Raw genomic sequence first — 14,310 nt, 5'->3', positions numbered from 1 at the left:
CCGGCCCCTTGTCGCGTCTAGTTGGTGTTGGCAGGCGGTATCTCGGCAGGCGCCTTCACCTGGGACATCAGATCGTCGTTCCACTTGCCTTCGACTTTGAAGTGCGCGGTGGCGCCGAGGTCGGCGGCCTCGATCAGATTATGCGTGACATAAGCGTAGATGCCGGGTTGCAGGAACTTGTACATTGCAGCCCCCGCCGAGCCGCCGCGGATGAACCAGGTTTCGAGTCCGGTCTCCGGCGCATTGGAGAATTTTCCGGTCTCCCAGACATAGTCGCCATGGCCGCCGATCAGATGCGGACGGCTGTCGCGATTGGCCTGCGAATGCACCATCAGGACGTTCTCGCCGACCTTGGCGGTCAGCGCGTTCTTGCCGGTGAGCGCGCCAGCCTTGCCGTTGAACACGACGTGCGAGGGGATCAGCTTCTTCATCACCTCTTCGGTGTCGGTGAAGGCTTCGCCGGGCGAATCGTAGGACTTGAAATTGCCCTTCTCGTCGCGCGGCACGTACATGTCCTGCTCGCCGATATAGTAGACCTTGTCGTATTTCAGCGCGTGGCCCTTGCCATCGTTGAGGCCGTCGCGCGGCAACACCATCACGGCGCCGTTCATGCCGGAGACGACGTGCCACGGGATCATCGGGCCGCCCGGCGCGCAGTGATAGACGAATACGCCGGTCCGCGTTGCTTTCCAGCGCAGCACGACCTGCTCGCCGGGATTGACCAGGGTGAGTGCGCCGCCGCCAAGCGCGCCGGTCGCGGCGTGGAAGTCGATGTTGTGCGGCATGGAGTTGGTGGCGGGGTTGACCAGCGTCACCTCGACATAGTCGCCCTCATGCACGACCATCAGCGGGCCTGGCATCGAGCCATTGAAAGTCATGGCCTGGAACGTGGTGCCCTTCTCGTCGATAACGACTTTCTTTTCCTCGATCGTAAGCCTGAACTCCATGATCTTGGGCGCTTGGGTCGTCGCCTGCTCATGCGCATGCACGAAGGGCGGGGCGACCAGTTCGACCTTTTGTCGCGGCAGCTTGAGTTCGTTGACGGCGAATGCGGGTGTTGCCAGCATCAGTGCGGTCGCGGCGGCGCTGATCAATGCGGCTCTGCGGGTGAACATCGGAAGCATCCTTCATCTGAAATGGTTTTGATGACGGGATGCAGTCTGCGCCGATCGCGGCAAGTTGATTTGCGCTGCAACAACCTTTCGCCGGATTCGCCTTCCGTGAAGATCCTTAAGAGGTTTGGCGGGTAACGTCGGCAAGGATACGACCAGGCGCACCGCGCGACATCAGTCGCGCCAGCAGCAACTCGTTCGCTGCCGGTGGCGTTCGATCGTCGATCTATGGAGATCGACTAGAGAAGCTGTATCGCAAGCCAGACCGTTCCCCAGACCGCGAGCGACAGCGCCGCGAACACAGAGGCCATGATGGTCAGGACGCGTACCAGATAGCCGGCGCCGGTTGAGGAGGCGGCGGGGACGGGACGAAAGTCGTCGAAGCGGGGGATGTGGCCGCGAACATGGATAAGCCAGAGAACGAGATCGAGCGCGAGCGACGCCATGGTCTATCTCCAGAAACGGCCTTTCTCCAGAAGGCACTGATGTCACAATGGCTCCAATCCTGCGCCGATACTTTGAGCGAGCGCAAAAGCAGCCCGCCCGAAAGGGAGTAATTTCAACGCCATTCGGATGTGCTGCGATCCCGCGCGGCATGAATTTACCAATGGGTAAGACATGAGGGTTGATCTCGCGGCGAGCTACGGCGAGGAACGTCTACCGCGCTACACGAGCTATCCGACTGCACCGCATTTTTCGCCTGCGATCGGCGCAGACCGTTACGCCCGGTGGTTGGCCGAACTCCCTGCCGGAGCCAGCGCGTCACTGTATCTGCACGTGCCGTTCTGCCGTGAGATGTGCTGGTATTGCGGCTGCCATACCCAGATTGTCCGCCGCGACGAGCTTGTCGCGGCCTATCAGCGCACGCTCCGCAGCGAGGTTGGGCTGGTCGCCGAAATCATCGGCCGCCGTATCAAGGTCGAGCATATCCATTTCGGCGGCGGTACGCCGACGATCATGGCGCCGGACGCGTTCGCCGAACTGATGTCGGCGATGCGCCAGGCATTCTTCGTGCTGCCCTCGGCGGAGATCGCGGTCGAGATCGATCCGCGAACGCTGACTGCCGACATGGTGGAGGCGATGCGGCTGTCCGGCGTCAACCGTGCGAGCCTGGGAGTGCAGAGCTTCGATCCCGTCGTGCAGCGTGCGATCAACCGCGTACAGAGTTATGAGCAGACGGCGTCCGTCGTCGACATGCTCAGGCGTGCCGGCATTGCGGGAATCAATTTCGATCTGATCTACGGGCTGCCGCACCAGACCGTCGCCTCCTGTCTCGACACCGTGCGACACGCTCTCGCGCTCGCGCCCGACCGTTTCTCGGTGTTCGGCTATGCGCATGTGCCGGCTTTCAAGAAACACCAGCGCATGATCAACGAAGGCGTTTTGCCGGACGGAATTGCACGTCACGACCAGGCCTGCGCGATCGCCAACGCGCTCAAGGAGGCGGGCTATGTGCAGGTCGGGCTCGATCATTTCGCGCGTCCCGACGATGCCATGGCCAAGGCGTGTGAGGAGCGGACGCTACGGCGCAATTTCCAGGGTTACACCACCGATAAAGGCGAAGTCCTGCTTGGTTTCGGCGCGAGCGCAATCGGACATCTGCCGCAGGGCTATGTCCAGAACGAGGTGCAGATCGGCGCCTATTCGGAGGCCATTTCCGCCGGACGTCTGGCCAGCGCGAAAGGCTATGAACTTACCGACGACGACCGGCTGCGCGCCGACATTATCGAGCGCATCATGTGCGAGTTCAGTGCCGATCTCGGTGCGATCTGCGCGCGCCACGGCGCGATGCCGGAGGCGATGCTGAAATCGGCGCCGCGGCTGGCGCCGCTGATTTCGGACGGGGTCGTCCGGCTTGACGGTGCCCGTCTCGCGGTTGCGAACGACTCGCGCTTCCTGGTGCGCAGCGTCGCCGCCGCGTTCGATGCGCATCTCGACAGCGCGAAGCAACTGCACAGCCGGGCGGTTTGAAGTCTCTCTCTCCGTCATTCCGGGGCGCGCGAAGCGCGAACCCGGGATCCATCGTGCAGCACGCGACGTGGAGAAATGCATTCCGGGCTCGCGCCAAAGAGGGCGCGCCCCGGAATGACGAGTGGAGCTTGCGTTTCGACAAAGAGATCGCCACCAGCTCCGCTATCGTCCGGTCGGAACGGAGACTGTCCATGCCCTTCCGATCCGACGATCTGGTCGACGACATCATGCGCTCGGCGCCGTACACGATCCCTGTGTTTCTCGCTTTCAGGATGGCCTGTGTCGGTTGCCCGATCGCGACATTCCACACGGTGGACGACGCCTGCCGCGAGCATGGCATCGACCGCGAAAAATTCCTCGCCGCGCTGTGCGATTGCGTGCCGGCGTGAGTTCTTCACGCCGCGCCGCTGTCCGCGCTGCGCTCCGCCAGCACGACGATCCTGTGCGGCTCGCGCAGAATGATGCGCTGGCGACCGCTCTCGACGAGGCCTTGGCTCTCCCAGCCGGACAGAATGCGGCTCACGGTATGCAGCGTGGTGCCGGTCATCTGCGCGATGTCCTGGCGGCTGATCGGGAAGTCGATCTCGATGCCCTGATCGAGCTTCTTACCGGATTGCTTGGCGAGGCGCAGCAACGCATGCGCGACGCGCTGCTCGACCTGCTGGGTCGACATCTCGAGGATGCGGGTGTGGCTCTCCTGAAGCCGCGCGCCGACCGTCTGCAACGTATTGGCGGCGAGCGATGGAAACCGCTCGACCAGCCGCGGCCAGGCGGCGGTCGGCCAGATCAGGACGACGCTGTCGTCGACCGCGGTCGCAGTCGCAGGATAGTGCGTAAGCCCGATCGCCGTGGCGAGCCCGAAGGTCTCGCCGGGTGCGACATAGCGCACCACGATCTGCTCGCCGGTCGGCGTGGTCTTGGCCGCGCGGACGTGGCCGTGCAGCAGCAGGAAGAAGGACTGCGCATCTGCACCCTGCTCGAAGATGGCGCTGTTCTTGGGGTAACGCGCCGAACGCGCCTCGCGCAGGATCTCCTCGAGGTCGTCGGGCTTGACCCCGGCAAACAGCGGCAAATGCGTCACCAGCGATGTGTCGACCCTGGCCATTCTGCCTCCTTGGCGTGGCGCTTGGAGTGTGATCGCACCTGCAATCGTCCGGGTATTTGCGATAGCGCAAAACGGAACTAGCTGAGCGGCAGTATTTTTCCAAGTAACGGTCTGATGTCACAGGAGTTGCCCCATGGCTGCCGCCCGATCCCGCAATTTTGAGGGCTGGCCGCTGTTTGCGAATAGCTTTCGGCCCTTCTTTCTGCTCGCCGCGATTCAGGCCGGGTTGTCGATTCTGGTCTGGCTGCCGATGTTTTACGGCGAGCTGTCGGTAACCTCGACCTTCGCGCCGCGCGACTGGCACGTCCACGAGATGCTCTATGGCTTCCTGCCTGCGGTGGTCACGGGATTCCTGTTTACGGCGATCCCGAACTGGACCGGGCGACTGCCGATCAACGGCACGTCGCTGGGTGCGCTGGTGGCGGTTTGGCTTGCCGGGCGTGCCGCGGTGATCTTGTCGGCCGATATCGGCTGGGCGTTTGCGCTTGCGGTCGATGCCGCCTTCCTGGCCTTGGTCGTTGCCGCCGCAACCCGCGAAATCATCGCCGGCGGCAACTGGCGCAATCTGCCGGTGGTGGGGCTGGTGCTGGCGCTGCTCGCTGGCAATGTCGCTTTTCATCTGGAGGCGCATTATGAGGGCGCGGCCGATGTCAGCATCCGCGTCGGCATCGGCGTGGTCGTGCTGCTGATCTCGCTGATCGGCGGTCGGATCATTCCGAGCTTCACCCGCAACTGGCTGGTCAAGGTCAATCCCGGCCGTCTGCCGGTGCCGTTCGGACGTTTTGACGGCGCGGTGATCGGATGCAGCGCGCTTGCGCTGATCTCTTGGATCGTGGCGCCGCTGAATGTGGTCACCGGTATCGCGATGGCACTTGTCGGTGTGCTGCACCTGGTGCGGCTTTCGCGCTGGGCCGGCGATCGGACTTCGCGCGAACGGCTGCTGCTGGTCCTGCATGTCGGCTATGGCTTCGTGCCGCTGGGCTTCCTGCTGCACGCCGCAGCCGGCTTCGGCGCGCTGCCGCCAAGCGCGGGCATTCACGCCTGGATGGCGGGCGCAGCCGGAACCATGACGCTCGCGGTGATGACGCGCGCAAGCCTTGGCCACACCGGACAGGCGCTGACGGCCTCGCCGGCGACGCAAGCAATCTACCTTGCGATCATCGTTGGGGCACTGGCGCGTGTCGCTGCCGTGGTGTTGCCTGCGCATAGCAATGCGCTGCTGCACATCGCCGCCTGCGGTTGGGTCCTCGCGTTCCTCGGCTTTGCGATTGCGTTCGGTCCGCTGCTTGCCGGCAGCCGGTGGCGCGCACTCGCCACACTCGGCGCAGCCGCTCCGGCACGCTGAGGGGCGCGCCGATGCGTTCCGCGGCCTTGGTGCTGCCGCAGCCACGCCCCACGGAAACCCCAATCGAACCAGTTCCTTCCCTGCCGCGTCTCACCACGATGGCGTGGCATTCATCGCGCGTCCGGCTGGCGGCGCGGCGATATCGGCAGGGAGGAAGTTTGATGCGCATCACCGCAAAATGCTTGGCGACGACGGGCCTGGTCCTGGTGACCACGGCGCTCGCGTTGCCGTCGTGGGCCGCCGATGTGGATGCCACATCGGCCATCGATGCCGTCACTGTCTATCCCGATGGCGCCACCGTCACCCGAGTCATTGCGCTGGATCTTGCCTCCGGTGACAGCACCCTCGTTGCGAAGGACTTTCCGCTCTCGCTCGATCCGTCCTCCCTCCGCGTCGAGGGCGAAGCGGGCACAAAACTCACGATTGGCACCATCGACGCGCGGCCCCCGCGCGCGGCACCGCCGGTCAACCTGTCAGAACTCGACAAGCGCATCGAGGCGCTCAGGGACCAGCGCGCCGACCTGCAAGGCACGATCGATTCCGCCACCGCCCGGCGCAAATTCGCGCAGCATTTTGCCGAAGCCTCCCCAGCCGGCCTGGGCGAGAAGGGCGAGGCCCGTCCGATCACCGAATGGCGCGCGGCCTTTGTCGCCGTTGCCGAGGAGATCGCGACCGCCGACACCACGATCCGTGACGCGGCGCGAAGGCAGCGCGAGATCGACCGCCAGATCGCGCAGCTCGAAGCCGAGCGTTCGGCCAAGCCGCCGAGCAAGCTGGAGGTGCGGATCGATGTCGCCTCCGCCGCCGCGACCAAGGCGACGCTGCGGGTGACTTACGCCGTTCGCAACGCGCGCTGGCTGCCGCTCTACGACGCCCGGCTCGATACCGGCGCCAAAGACCGCAAGCCGCAGATCGAGTTGATCCGCCGCGCCGAGGTCACGCAGTCGGCCGGCGAGGACTGGTCAAACGTCACGCTCGGTGTCTCCACCGTTCGTATCGGTCGCGGCGGCAGCGCGCCGGAGCTGAACTCGCTGGTGGCGCAATATCCGCAGCCGGCGAAGCCTCTGGCGCTCGGCACGGCCTCGGACCTGGCTCGTCCCGCCCCGGTCGTACGTCAGATGCAACCCCATCTTTCTGCAAAGGTGGCTGAGGCGTCCGAGCCGCGCGAGCGCGCCGACGAGCAGCAGGCGGTCGCCGAAATCGGCGATTTCCAGGCCACCTTCAAAATTCCCGGCCGCGTCAGCCTTGGCGCCGCCGAAGGCGCCAAGAGCCTGCGCATCGCGTCAATAAGCGTGCCCGCCGATCTCGCGGTGCGTGCTGCACCTGTGATGGATCCGACCGCCTTCCTCGAAGCCAGCTTCAAGCCGGCGGACGATGCGGCGCTGCTGCCGGGCAAGGTTGCGATCTATCGCGACGGCGTCTTCGTCGGCCGCGGCAAGATCTCGGCCTCCGCCAAGGACGACGTCGTTCGACTCGGCTTCGGCGCCGACGACAAGGTCAGGATCGAGCGCGCCGTGCTCAAGCGCAACGAAGGCTCGGCTGGCCTTTTGGTTACGACGTCGAAGACCGACGAGCGCGCATTCAAGACCACCGTTCGCAACGGCCACGACTTCCCGATTCGCGTCGCGATCGAGGACCAATTGCCGATCAGCGAGAACGAGGACATCGTGGTCGAGATGCTGCCGTCGAGCACTCCGCCGACCACAAGCAACATCCGCGACCGGCGCGGCGTGCAGGAATGGTCGTTCGATGCCAAGCCCGGCGAGATCAGGGACATCAACTTCGCCTGGCGCATCCGCTGGCCCAAGGACAAGGGCATGGTGATCGTCCCGGCCGGCTAGGGGCTGCGTTGACTGTGAGGCGGAACGCCCTTGCCCCGGTCTCCCTTAACCTCTCCCGCTTGCGGGAGAGGTCGGCGCGAGGCGCCGGGTGAGGGCTCTGTCCTCTTGGGGGTTCTCGATTGTGGAGACACCCTCTCCCCAGCCCTCCCCCGCAAGCGTGGGAGGGAGCGCACCGCCTTCGCAGAAGCAGTGCCATTCGTTTCGCGGCGGTTTAAATTCCGGTCTCAACCGCGCGCATCGATTGCGGCAGCACGTAAGGCACGCCGTCGTCGGCCTGGTGGACGACGGCGTCGATCTCGAAGATGTCGCGGATGGTCTCGCGCGTGACGACCTCAGTGCGCGGGCCGTCGGCGGCGAGCTTGCCTTTGTTCAGCACCACCAGCCGGTCGGCGAAGCGGATCGCGAGATTGAGGTCGTGCAGGATCGCGATCACCGCGGTGCCGCCTGCCGCGCGGCGCCGCGCCGCTTCGACCAGGTCGATCTGGTGACGTAGATCAAGGCTCGATGTCGGCTCGTCCAGCAGCAGCAGGCCGGGTCCATGCGCGGCCTCGCCGCAGGCGAGCTGCACCAGCACGCGCGCGAAATGGGTGCGTTGCTGCTCGCCGCCCGACAGCGTCGGCAATTGCCGTTCGCGAAATTGATCGAGGCCGACCTCATGCAGCGCGGCATCGACGAGCGCACCTGCCTCGCGCGCGCTGCGGTCACCGGCGCCCATCAGCACGATCTCTGCGACCGTGAAGGGGAAGGTGACGTTGACGTGCTGGGACAACATCGCGCGGCGCGCGGCGAGTTCGCGCGGCTTGTAGCTGCGGATGTCGCGCTGTTTCAGCCGCACCTCGCCCTCACTCGGGCGGAGATCGCCGGAAAGCAACCGCAGCAGCGTCGACTTGCCAGCGCCGTTCGGACCGACGATGGCGACGATCTCACCGGCGGCAACCGTGAGGCTGACGCCATCGAGCAGCGTCGCGCTGCCGGCGCGCTTGCTCAAGGCCTGCGCTTTAATCACGGCGCTCATAGCGAGGCGAGCCCGCGCTGCCGCAGCAGGATTGCGAGAAACACCGGCGCGCCGACCGCCGCGGTCAAGATGCCGATAGGCATTTCCGCGGGCGCGACGATGGTGCGCGCCAGCGTGTCGGCGCCGACCATCAGGATCGCGCCAAGCAGCACGGAAGCCGGAAGCAGCAGCCGATGCGCGGGGCCGATAACGAGACGGAGCAGATGCGGCACCACAATGCCAACGAAACCGATGACGCCGCTGATCGACACTGCGACGCCGGTCAGGGCGGAGACCATGACGATCGAGATTCGTTTGAGGCGTTCGACGTCGACCCCGCCGTGAAAGGCGTCGGCTTCGCCAAGGACCAAAAGATCGAGGCCGCGCGCGATGAAGGTGCAGGCCGCGAGCCCAACAATGAGGATCGGCGCGAGCATCGCGGCCTTGGTCCAGGTCGCGCCGCTCATCGAGCCCAGGAGCCAAAAAGTGATGTCGCGCAATTGCCGATCGTCGGCGATGAACACCAGAAGCCCGATGCCGGCATTGGCAATGGCGGTGATGGCGACGCCGGCAAGCAGGAAGATCGCGATCGAGGTTCGCCCGGCGCGGCTCGAGATGCCGTAGAGGAGCGCCGTCGTCGCCAATGATCCCGCGAAGGCCGCGAGCGGCAACAGCTCAGTCTGGAGGAAGCGCAGCGTCTCGCCGAAGCGCGAATCGGTGAAGACGATCGCGCTTGCAGCCGCGAACGCCCCGCCGCTGGAGACGCCGACGAGCGCGGGATCGGCGAGGGGGTTACGAAACAGTCCCTGCATGATGGCGCCGGCCGCCGCGAGCAGACCTCCGACCATCGCGGTTGCCGCGATCCGGGGAATACGGATTGACCACAGCACGAGCTGGTCGCGGGCAGCCATCGCATCGGCAGTCGTTTTGCCGAAAAACCCAAGCGCGGCAGGCAGCCGGGACGGCGGTATGCCGGCCGCGCCGACCGCGAGCGCGACAGTCGCAATCGCTGCCAGTGCGATCAGCAGAACGGCGATCACGAGCGAGGTGGGGCGTCGTCCTGCGCCTGTGCGTCGTCGCGGATCGCGCGCCTCTGCCTCGATCGCCACGCTCATTGCCAGCAATTCGCCATCGACACGGTCGAGGCGAATCCGCCAGCCTGTGCCGCGAGCGTCGGATAGAGCCGGACCGCGAGATCATGCGCCGCGGCCGCCGTCCGCGGGCCGAAGCCAAGCAGATAGAGACCATCCATGGTGATGAAACTCTTGTTGGCTGCGACCGGCGTCAGGGCAAAGGCGGGATGCGTATAGATCGCCTCGGCCTGAAGCGACTCCTTGCCGCGCTCGATCGAGAGCACGAACTCGGGCTTCGCCGCCACGATCGCCTCGTCGCCGATGATCTTGTAGCCGTCGTAATCGTCAACGGCGTTGGCGGCGCCCGCAAGCTGGATGATCTCGTCAGCGGCGGTCCTGTGACCGGCGACCATCGCCCGCCCGTTCAGAAGCGACATCACGAACATCACCCGCACCGGCTTCGTCACCTTGGCGCGCAGCGCACGGAGCTGGGCAAGATCGGCGCTGACCGCGGCGCTCAGGCAATCGGCGCGCGCATCGACGCCCATGGCATGGCCGACCAGCCTGATCTTCTCGATCAATCCTTGCTCGGAGAAGGTCTCGGGCACCAGCACCAGCGGCACCTTTGCCGTCTCCAGCAGGTCCATGGTTTCGCGCGGGCCGGACCCCTGGATCGCCAGGATCAGCGTGGGGTTGAGACCGAGCACGCCCTCAGCCGAAATCTGGCGCATGTAGCCGACATTGGGTTTGTCGTGCAGCGCCGCCGCCGGATAGAGGCTCGTGGTGTCGACGCCGACCAGCCGGTTCTCTAGCCCGAGCGCGTAGAGGATCTCGGTGATGGCGCCGCCGATCGAGACTGTGCGCGCGAAATCGGTGACGGCGACGTCGCGATTGCGCGCGTCGTGTACGGTGATGCCGGCGGCGTGCGCGGCGGAGGTGAGCGCGATCGTGCCGGTCAGCAGGAGATGTGTCAGAGTGCGACAAAATGTCATTGCAAATTACTTCGTCAGGATCAGCTTGTTCTGCGAGGTCAGACGCAGGCGATAGGTGTCTACGCCATGCGCGATGGTGATCTCGCGCTCGGCGGCGAACAGCTCGCTGCTGTCGATCCTGCTCCCGCGCATGGTCAAGGTTCTCGTTGTTGCAGGAGGGCTTTCTGCCGGCCCTGCCGCGCCGCCGATTTTGTCTCCGGGCGCTGCTGACATTGTTGGGGTGATGCTTTCCAAATTCCAGATGCAGCCTGTTTGTACAGGCGGCAACGGGCGCATTCCAACGGCGGCAATTTACAATCGATATAAACTGTAACCTGTTGTCATTGACCGCCTGAGTGTTGCCACGTAACCAATTGTGACGCGGCGCAACTTGTCTGCGTCTTGAGAAAATTAGCCAGCCAGTCGTTCGCCTTGCGCGAGCCCACGCCAGCCAACCAACGAACATGAAGTGCAGGCTGGGGTGATATGGCTGACGGGGCTAGGTATTCGCGCGCCCTGATTTTGGGCGCGTCGGTGGTTTCAATCGCGGCATTGGCGACGGAGAGCGGTGTTGCGCAAACCGCTCAGCCGCAAGTCGAACACGCGTCGCCGGATCGGCCGAAGCAGGCCAAACGCAAGCAGGCCAAGCCGCAAATCGCACAGCAGGCAACGTCCGAGGCGATGAACGCTCGCGCCCAGGCAGGTGCTGCGCCTGTTCAATCGCTCGATACCATCACGGCCGCGGCCTCAAAGACCGAGGAGCGTGCGGTCGATGCGCTCGCGCCGGTCAGTGTCGTGACGTCAGGGCAGATCGAAGGCCGCCAGGCCAGTACGGTCGGCGACCTCATCTACAACGTGCCCGGTGTCTGGGTTCAGAACCGTGGCGATGAGCCATCGACCTCGATCAACATCCGCGGCCTTCAGGATTTCGGTCGCGTCGCCGTCGTCGTCGACGGAGCGCGGCAGAACTATCAGCGCACAGGTCATTTCGCCAACGGCTCGTTCTTTCTCAACCCCGAGCTGATCAGCGGCATCGACATCGTGCGCGGTCCGACCGCCAACATCTACGGCTCCGGCGCCATTGGTGGCGTGGCGTCGTTCCGCACCAAGGATATCGAGGATGTGGTGCGCGCCGGTGAGCGCTGGGGCGTGGACGTCAAGACCATTCTTGGCAGCAACTACGGCCGCGCGCTTGGCTCGGCCTTCGGCGGTGTTCATGTCAACCCGAATGTCGACGTATTCGCGGGCGGCACTTACTCCACGCAGGAGAACTACAGGGACGGCACCGGCTTCGAGGTTGCCAACACCGGCAACCGGCTCACGAGCAGCATCGCCAAGCTGACCGTGCGGCCGGCGGACGGGCATGAGGTCAAGCTCGGAACGATCTTCCAGGAAGACATCTACAGTGTGGGCCAGCCGCCGCGGCGCGCTGGCGATCCGAATTCGACCAACGCGAACGGCACCAACAATCTGGGCGGCACCTCGATCTACGCGTCCAACGTGAAGAACTACACGACGACGCTCGGGTGGAAATATTCGCAGCCCGACGACCAGTGGTTCGATTGGGATGCCAAGGTCTACTGGAACCGGACCGAGAACGATCAGGTCAAGACCGCACATACCAGCACGACGCCATCGGTCTACTGCGGAGGCGTTCCTGGCAATGCCGTGTCTGGCTGTATTGGCAGCAATCGCGGATATCTGCTCGATACGATCGGCGTCGACGTGCACAACACGACGCGGTTCGAGACCGGAAGCTGGCGTCACGCGGTGACCTACGGGCTGGACGCCTTCCAGGACAAGGTATCGTCCCGAGACACGACCGGCACATCCGAAGTCACGACGCCCGGCGGACAGCGCACCGTGTCCGGCGGCTTCGTGCAGTGGAAGACCGACTACACCTCCATGCTCGAGGTGATCAGCGCGCTCCGCTACGACAACTATCAGCTTTCGTCGGCAACCTCGTCGTCCGGCGGTGATCGCCTATCGCCGAAGATCACGGTCGCGCTTGTTCCCACCGCCGTCGTGACCCCCTATGTCAGCTACGCCGAAGGCTATAGGGCGCCGTCGATTACCGAGACGCTGGTCAGCGGCCCGCATTCAGGTGCCACGGTCAACGACTCCTTCTTCCGGTGTCCGTCGGGCACGCCGGGACCTGGCGCGGATTCGACGTTCTGCTTCGTGCCGAATCCAAACTTGCGGCCCGAGGTCGGCAAGAACAAGGAGATCGGATTCAACATCAAGAAGAACGATCTGTTCACGCCGGGCGATACGCTTCGCGGCAAGATCAACGTGTTCCGCAACGACATCACAGACTTCATCGATCAGGTCGCCTACGGCAATCCGCTGGTGGTTCCCACCGGCCCTCCGCCGGCACCCAGCATCACGGTGCTGCCGTTCCTGCAGTATCAGAACGTCGCTTCTGCCCGTATTCAGGGCTTCGAAGCCGAGGCGATGTACGATGCGAACCTCTGGTTTGTCGGCCTGTCCGGGACCTATCAGAATGGCAAGAACCTGCAGACCGGGTTTGGTCTTTATAGCGTTCCGCCGCAGAAGGTCACCACGACAGCGGGCGTGCGCCTGCTCGATAGGACATTGATCCTCTCGGTGATGTGGACGTCGGCCATCGCCAATTACGATATCCCGCGAACCTATACCCCGGCGACGTCGTACGATCTCGTAAATCTGTATGTTCAGTATCTGCCGACGCAGGATCTCACGCTGAACTTCTCGGTCGAAAATCTTTTCAACCAGTACTATCGCCCCTATGCCATTCCGGTTGGCAGCACCGGCGACACGCAAAACGACGTGAAGTGGGCCAGCGCCGGCGCAGGGCTCGTGATCAAAGGAGGCCTCAAGTACCACTTTGGCGGCACCTGAGGAGTGGACCGGCGAACCCGTGCAGGGCGCCGTATCGACCTCCAGAGCCACGCTGATGTCCCGGCGTGGCTTCGGTGCGTTCTGAATCAATCCGATCGGCGCTTGCCGATTCACATGACTGACAGGAGAAATCTGATGTTCATCGCTATGAATCGCTTCCAAGTGAGGAAGGGCGCGGAGACCGCGTTCGAAACAGTCTGGGCCACGCGCGAATCCTATCTCGGCACCATGCCGGGCTTCGTCGAGTTTCATCTGTTGAAGGGCCCGGAGGCCGAGGATCACACGCTCTATTCATCGCATACCAGCTGGATCGACAAGCCCGCGTTCGAATCCTGGACGCGATCGGAGGAATTCCGCCGCGCCCATGCCCGCGCCGACAACAGGACCGGCGAGAGCCTTTATCTCGGCCATCCCAAGTTCGAGGGCTTTGAGGTGATCCAGAGCGAGCGCAAGGCTGCGGCCGCTTAAGGCGGCGCCGCCAGCACGAAAGGAGCCGGACATGCTGAGCACCGATCTCGCCGATCTCAAGGCACACATGGCCGACAATCCCGGCGCGGTGATCGAGGACGTTGCGCGCGAGCGCAAGGTCTCGCCACGCACAGTGATCGAGGCGCTGCCGCCGTCGATGGTGCGGATCGGCGCCGGCGAGCATTTCGCCGCTGCCATGCAGGACATCGCAGAGTGGGGCGAGGTTACGCTGATCGTGCACACGGACGATGCGATCTTCGAGTTCACGGGCGCGATTCCCACGGGCGAGATCGGCCGCGGCTATTTCAACCTGATGCAGCCAAAGGGATTGCACGGCCATCTTCGTCACGAGCGTTGCGCAGGCGTTGCTTTCGTCGAGCGTCCCTTCATGGGCAAGACCTCGGCCTTCGCCGCGTTTGTCAATGTCGACGGTGGTATCATGTTCAAGATCTTCGTCGGTCGCGACGAGACCCGCGCGTTGCGGGCGGACCAGCTGGCGCGGTTCCGGCAGCGCGCGGACCGGATCGCGGCGCTGCCCGCGGCGTAGTTT

Annotated in this window: 15 protein-coding genes; 8 read left to right on the top strand and 7 right to left on the bottom strand. The window is 64.4% G+C overall.

The window, feature by feature from the left end:
* Window positions 1-17 precede the first annotated feature (17 nt).
* Window positions 18-1,115, bottom strand: a complete 1,098-nt coding sequence (nirK, locus tag FXV83_RS28325; protein ID WP_187436219.1) for a copper-containing nitrite reductase — start codon at window positions 1,113-1,115, stop codon at window positions 18-20.
* 236 nt (window positions 1,116-1,351) lie between these two features.
* Entirely contained in the window at window positions 1,352-1,558 is a 207-nt protein-coding gene (locus FXV83_RS28320) for a hypothetical protein (protein ID WP_148742872.1), read from the bottom strand.
* Between the two features lie 172 nt (window positions 1,559-1,730).
* On the opposite strand from FXV83_RS28320, the gene hemN reads away from it, so the two are divergent.
* Both hemN and FXV83_RS28310 read left to right on the top strand, forming a co-directional pair.
* Complete coding sequence (gene hemN / locus FXV83_RS28315; protein WP_148742871.1) at window positions 1,731-3,083, top strand: oxygen-independent coproporphyrinogen III oxidase; 1,353 nt, start codon at window positions 1,731-1,733, stop codon at window positions 3,081-3,083.
* Between the two features lie 191 nt (window positions 3,084-3,274).
* Window positions 3,275-3,472, top strand: coding sequence for a DUF1858 domain-containing protein (locus FXV83_RS28310; RefSeq protein ID WP_148742870.1), 198 nt, complete (start codon window positions 3,275-3,277; stop codon window positions 3,470-3,472).
* Between the two features lie 5 nt (window positions 3,473-3,477).
* Here FXV83_RS28310 and FXV83_RS28305 read toward each other — a convergent pair whose 3' ends face one another.
* A complete protein-coding gene (locus FXV83_RS28305) occupies window positions 3,478-4,188 on the bottom strand; it encodes a Crp/Fnr family transcriptional regulator (RefSeq protein ID WP_148742869.1) in 711 nt (236 codons plus the stop codon).
* A gap of 133 nt (window positions 4,189-4,321) precedes the next feature.
* Here FXV83_RS28305 and FXV83_RS28300 point away from each other — a divergent pair, with 133 nt between their 5' ends.
* The gene (locus tag FXV83_RS28300) at window positions 4,322-5,533 is read left to right on the top strand and encodes an NnrS family protein (RefSeq protein WP_148742868.1); all 1,212 of its coding nucleotides are present in this window, start codon (window positions 4,322-4,324) and stop codon (window positions 5,531-5,533) included.
* 161 nt (window positions 5,534-5,694) lie between these two features.
* Complete coding sequence (locus tag FXV83_RS28295) at window positions 5,695-7,374, top strand: mucoidy inhibitor MuiA family protein (RefSeq protein ID WP_148742866.1); 1,680 nt, start codon at window positions 5,695-5,697, stop codon at window positions 7,372-7,374.
* Between the two features lie 211 nt (window positions 7,375-7,585).
* On the opposite strand, the gene FXV83_RS28285 is transcribed toward FXV83_RS28295, so the two are convergent.
* From FXV83_RS28285 to FXV83_RS44325, 4 genes are read right to left on the bottom strand one after another with little or no spacing between them, the layout of a single operon-like run.
* Window positions 7,586-8,389, bottom strand: coding sequence for a heme ABC transporter ATP-binding protein (locus tag FXV83_RS28285; protein WP_148742863.1), 804 nt, complete (start codon window positions 8,387-8,389; stop codon window positions 7,586-7,588).
* On the bottom strand, window positions 8,386-9,483 hold the full coding sequence (locus FXV83_RS28280) for a FecCD family ABC transporter permease (protein WP_148742862.1): 1,098 nt from the start codon (window positions 9,481-9,483) through the stop codon (window positions 8,386-8,388). Before FXV83_RS28280 ends, FXV83_RS28285 begins: the two co-directional genes overlap by 4 nt.
* On the bottom strand, window positions 9,480-10,433 hold the full coding sequence (locus FXV83_RS28275; RefSeq protein WP_148742861.1) for a heme/hemin ABC transporter substrate-binding protein: 954 nt from the start codon (window positions 10,431-10,433) through the stop codon (window positions 9,480-9,482). Before FXV83_RS28275 ends, FXV83_RS28280 begins: the two co-directional genes overlap by 4 nt.
* Before the next feature lie 6 nt (window positions 10,434-10,439).
* Window positions 10,440-10,646 (bottom strand): hemin uptake protein HemP, encoded by a 207-nt coding sequence (locus FXV83_RS44325; protein ID WP_148742976.1) that lies wholly within the window; start codon window positions 10,644-10,646, stop codon window positions 10,440-10,442.
* Between FXV83_RS44325 and FXV83_RS43110 the strand changes: the two genes are divergently transcribed.
* From FXV83_RS43110 to hutX, 4 genes are all read left to right on the top strand, one after another.
* A complete protein-coding gene (locus FXV83_RS43110; RefSeq protein WP_187436217.1) occupies window positions 10,564-10,746 on the top strand; it encodes a hypothetical protein in 183 nt (60 codons plus the stop codon). The genes FXV83_RS44325 and FXV83_RS43110 overlap by 83 nt on opposite strands.
* Window positions 10,747-10,898: 152 nt before the next feature.
* Window positions 10,899-13,292: a TonB-dependent hemoglobin/transferrin/lactoferrin family receptor gene (locus tag FXV83_RS28265; protein WP_148742860.1), complete on the top strand. Its 2,394-nt coding sequence runs from the start codon at window positions 10,899-10,901 to the stop codon at window positions 13,290-13,292.
* Window positions 13,293-13,427: 135 nt separating this feature from the next.
* Window positions 13,428-13,760 (top strand): heme-degrading protein HmuQ, encoded by a 333-nt coding sequence (hmuQ, locus tag FXV83_RS28260; protein WP_148742859.1) that lies wholly within the window; start codon window positions 13,428-13,430, stop codon window positions 13,758-13,760.
* A 31-nt stretch (window positions 13,761-13,791) separates the two neighbouring features.
* Window positions 13,792-14,307 carry a heme utilization cystosolic carrier protein HutX gene (hutX, locus tag FXV83_RS28255; protein ID WP_148742858.1) on the top strand — a complete coding sequence of 172 codons (516 nt, stop codon included), beginning with the start codon at window positions 13,792-13,794 and terminating at the stop codon, window positions 14,305-14,307.
* The last annotated feature ends 3 nt before the right edge of the window (window positions 14,308-14,310 follow it).

This window comes from Bradyrhizobium hipponense (assembly GCF_008123965.1).
Classification (GTDB): domain Bacteria; phylum Pseudomonadota; class Alphaproteobacteria; order Rhizobiales; family Xanthobacteraceae; genus Bradyrhizobium; species Bradyrhizobium hipponense.
The sequence above is the reverse complement of the archived record's forward strand: the minus strand, read 5'-3'. Positions and strand labels throughout refer to the sequence as shown.

Excerpts from the sequence above, each read along its gene's own strand:
- FXV83_RS44325 (WP_148742976.1), bottom strand. The coding sequence starts at position 10,646 with ATGTCAGCAGCGCCCGGAGACAAAATCGGCGGCGCGGCAGGGCCGGCA.
- FXV83_RS43110 (WP_187436217.1), top strand. The coding sequence starts at position 10,564 with ATGGTCAAGGTTCTCGTTGTTGCAGGAGGGCTTTCTGCCGGCCCTGCC.
- nirK (WP_187436219.1), bottom strand. The coding sequence starts at position 1,115 with ATGTTCACCCGCAGAGCCGCATTGATCAGCGCCGCCGCGACCGCACTG.
- FXV83_RS28280 (WP_148742862.1), bottom strand. The coding sequence starts at position 9,483 with ATGAGCGTGGCGATCGAGGCAGAGGCGCGCGATCCGCGACGACGCACA.
- FXV83_RS28285 (WP_148742863.1), bottom strand. The coding sequence starts at position 8,389 with ATGAGCGCCGTGATTAAAGCGCAGGCCTTGAGCAAGCGCGCCGGCAGC.
- FXV83_RS28295 (WP_148742866.1), top strand. The coding sequence starts at position 5,695 with ATGCGCATCACCGCAAAATGCTTGGCGACGACGGGCCTGGTCCTGGTG.
- hutX (WP_148742858.1), top strand. The coding sequence starts at position 13,792 with ATGCTGAGCACCGATCTCGCCGATCTCAAGGCACACATGGCCGACAAT.
- hemN (WP_148742871.1), top strand. The coding sequence starts at position 1,731 with ATGAGGGTTGATCTCGCGGCGAGCTACGGCGAGGAACGTCTACCGCGC.
- FXV83_RS28265 (WP_148742860.1), top strand. The coding sequence starts at position 10,899 with ATGGCTGACGGGGCTAGGTATTCGCGCGCCCTGATTTTGGGCGCGTCG.
- FXV83_RS28300 (WP_148742868.1), top strand. The coding sequence starts at position 4,322 with ATGGCTGCCGCCCGATCCCGCAATTTTGAGGGCTGGCCGCTGTTTGCG.
- FXV83_RS28275 (WP_148742861.1), bottom strand. The coding sequence starts at position 10,433 with ATGACATTTTGTCGCACTCTGACACATCTCCTGCTGACCGGCACGATC.
- FXV83_RS28310 (WP_148742870.1), top strand. The coding sequence starts at position 3,275 with ATGCCCTTCCGATCCGACGATCTGGTCGACGACATCATGCGCTCGGCG.
- FXV83_RS28320 (WP_148742872.1), bottom strand. The coding sequence starts at position 1,558 with ATGGCGTCGCTCGCGCTCGATCTCGTTCTCTGGCTTATCCATGTTCGC.
- FXV83_RS28305 (WP_148742869.1), bottom strand. The coding sequence starts at position 4,188 with ATGGCCAGGGTCGACACATCGCTGGTGACGCATTTGCCGCTGTTTGCC.
- hmuQ (WP_148742859.1), top strand. The coding sequence starts at position 13,428 with ATGTTCATCGCTATGAATCGCTTCCAAGTGAGGAAGGGCGCGGAGACC.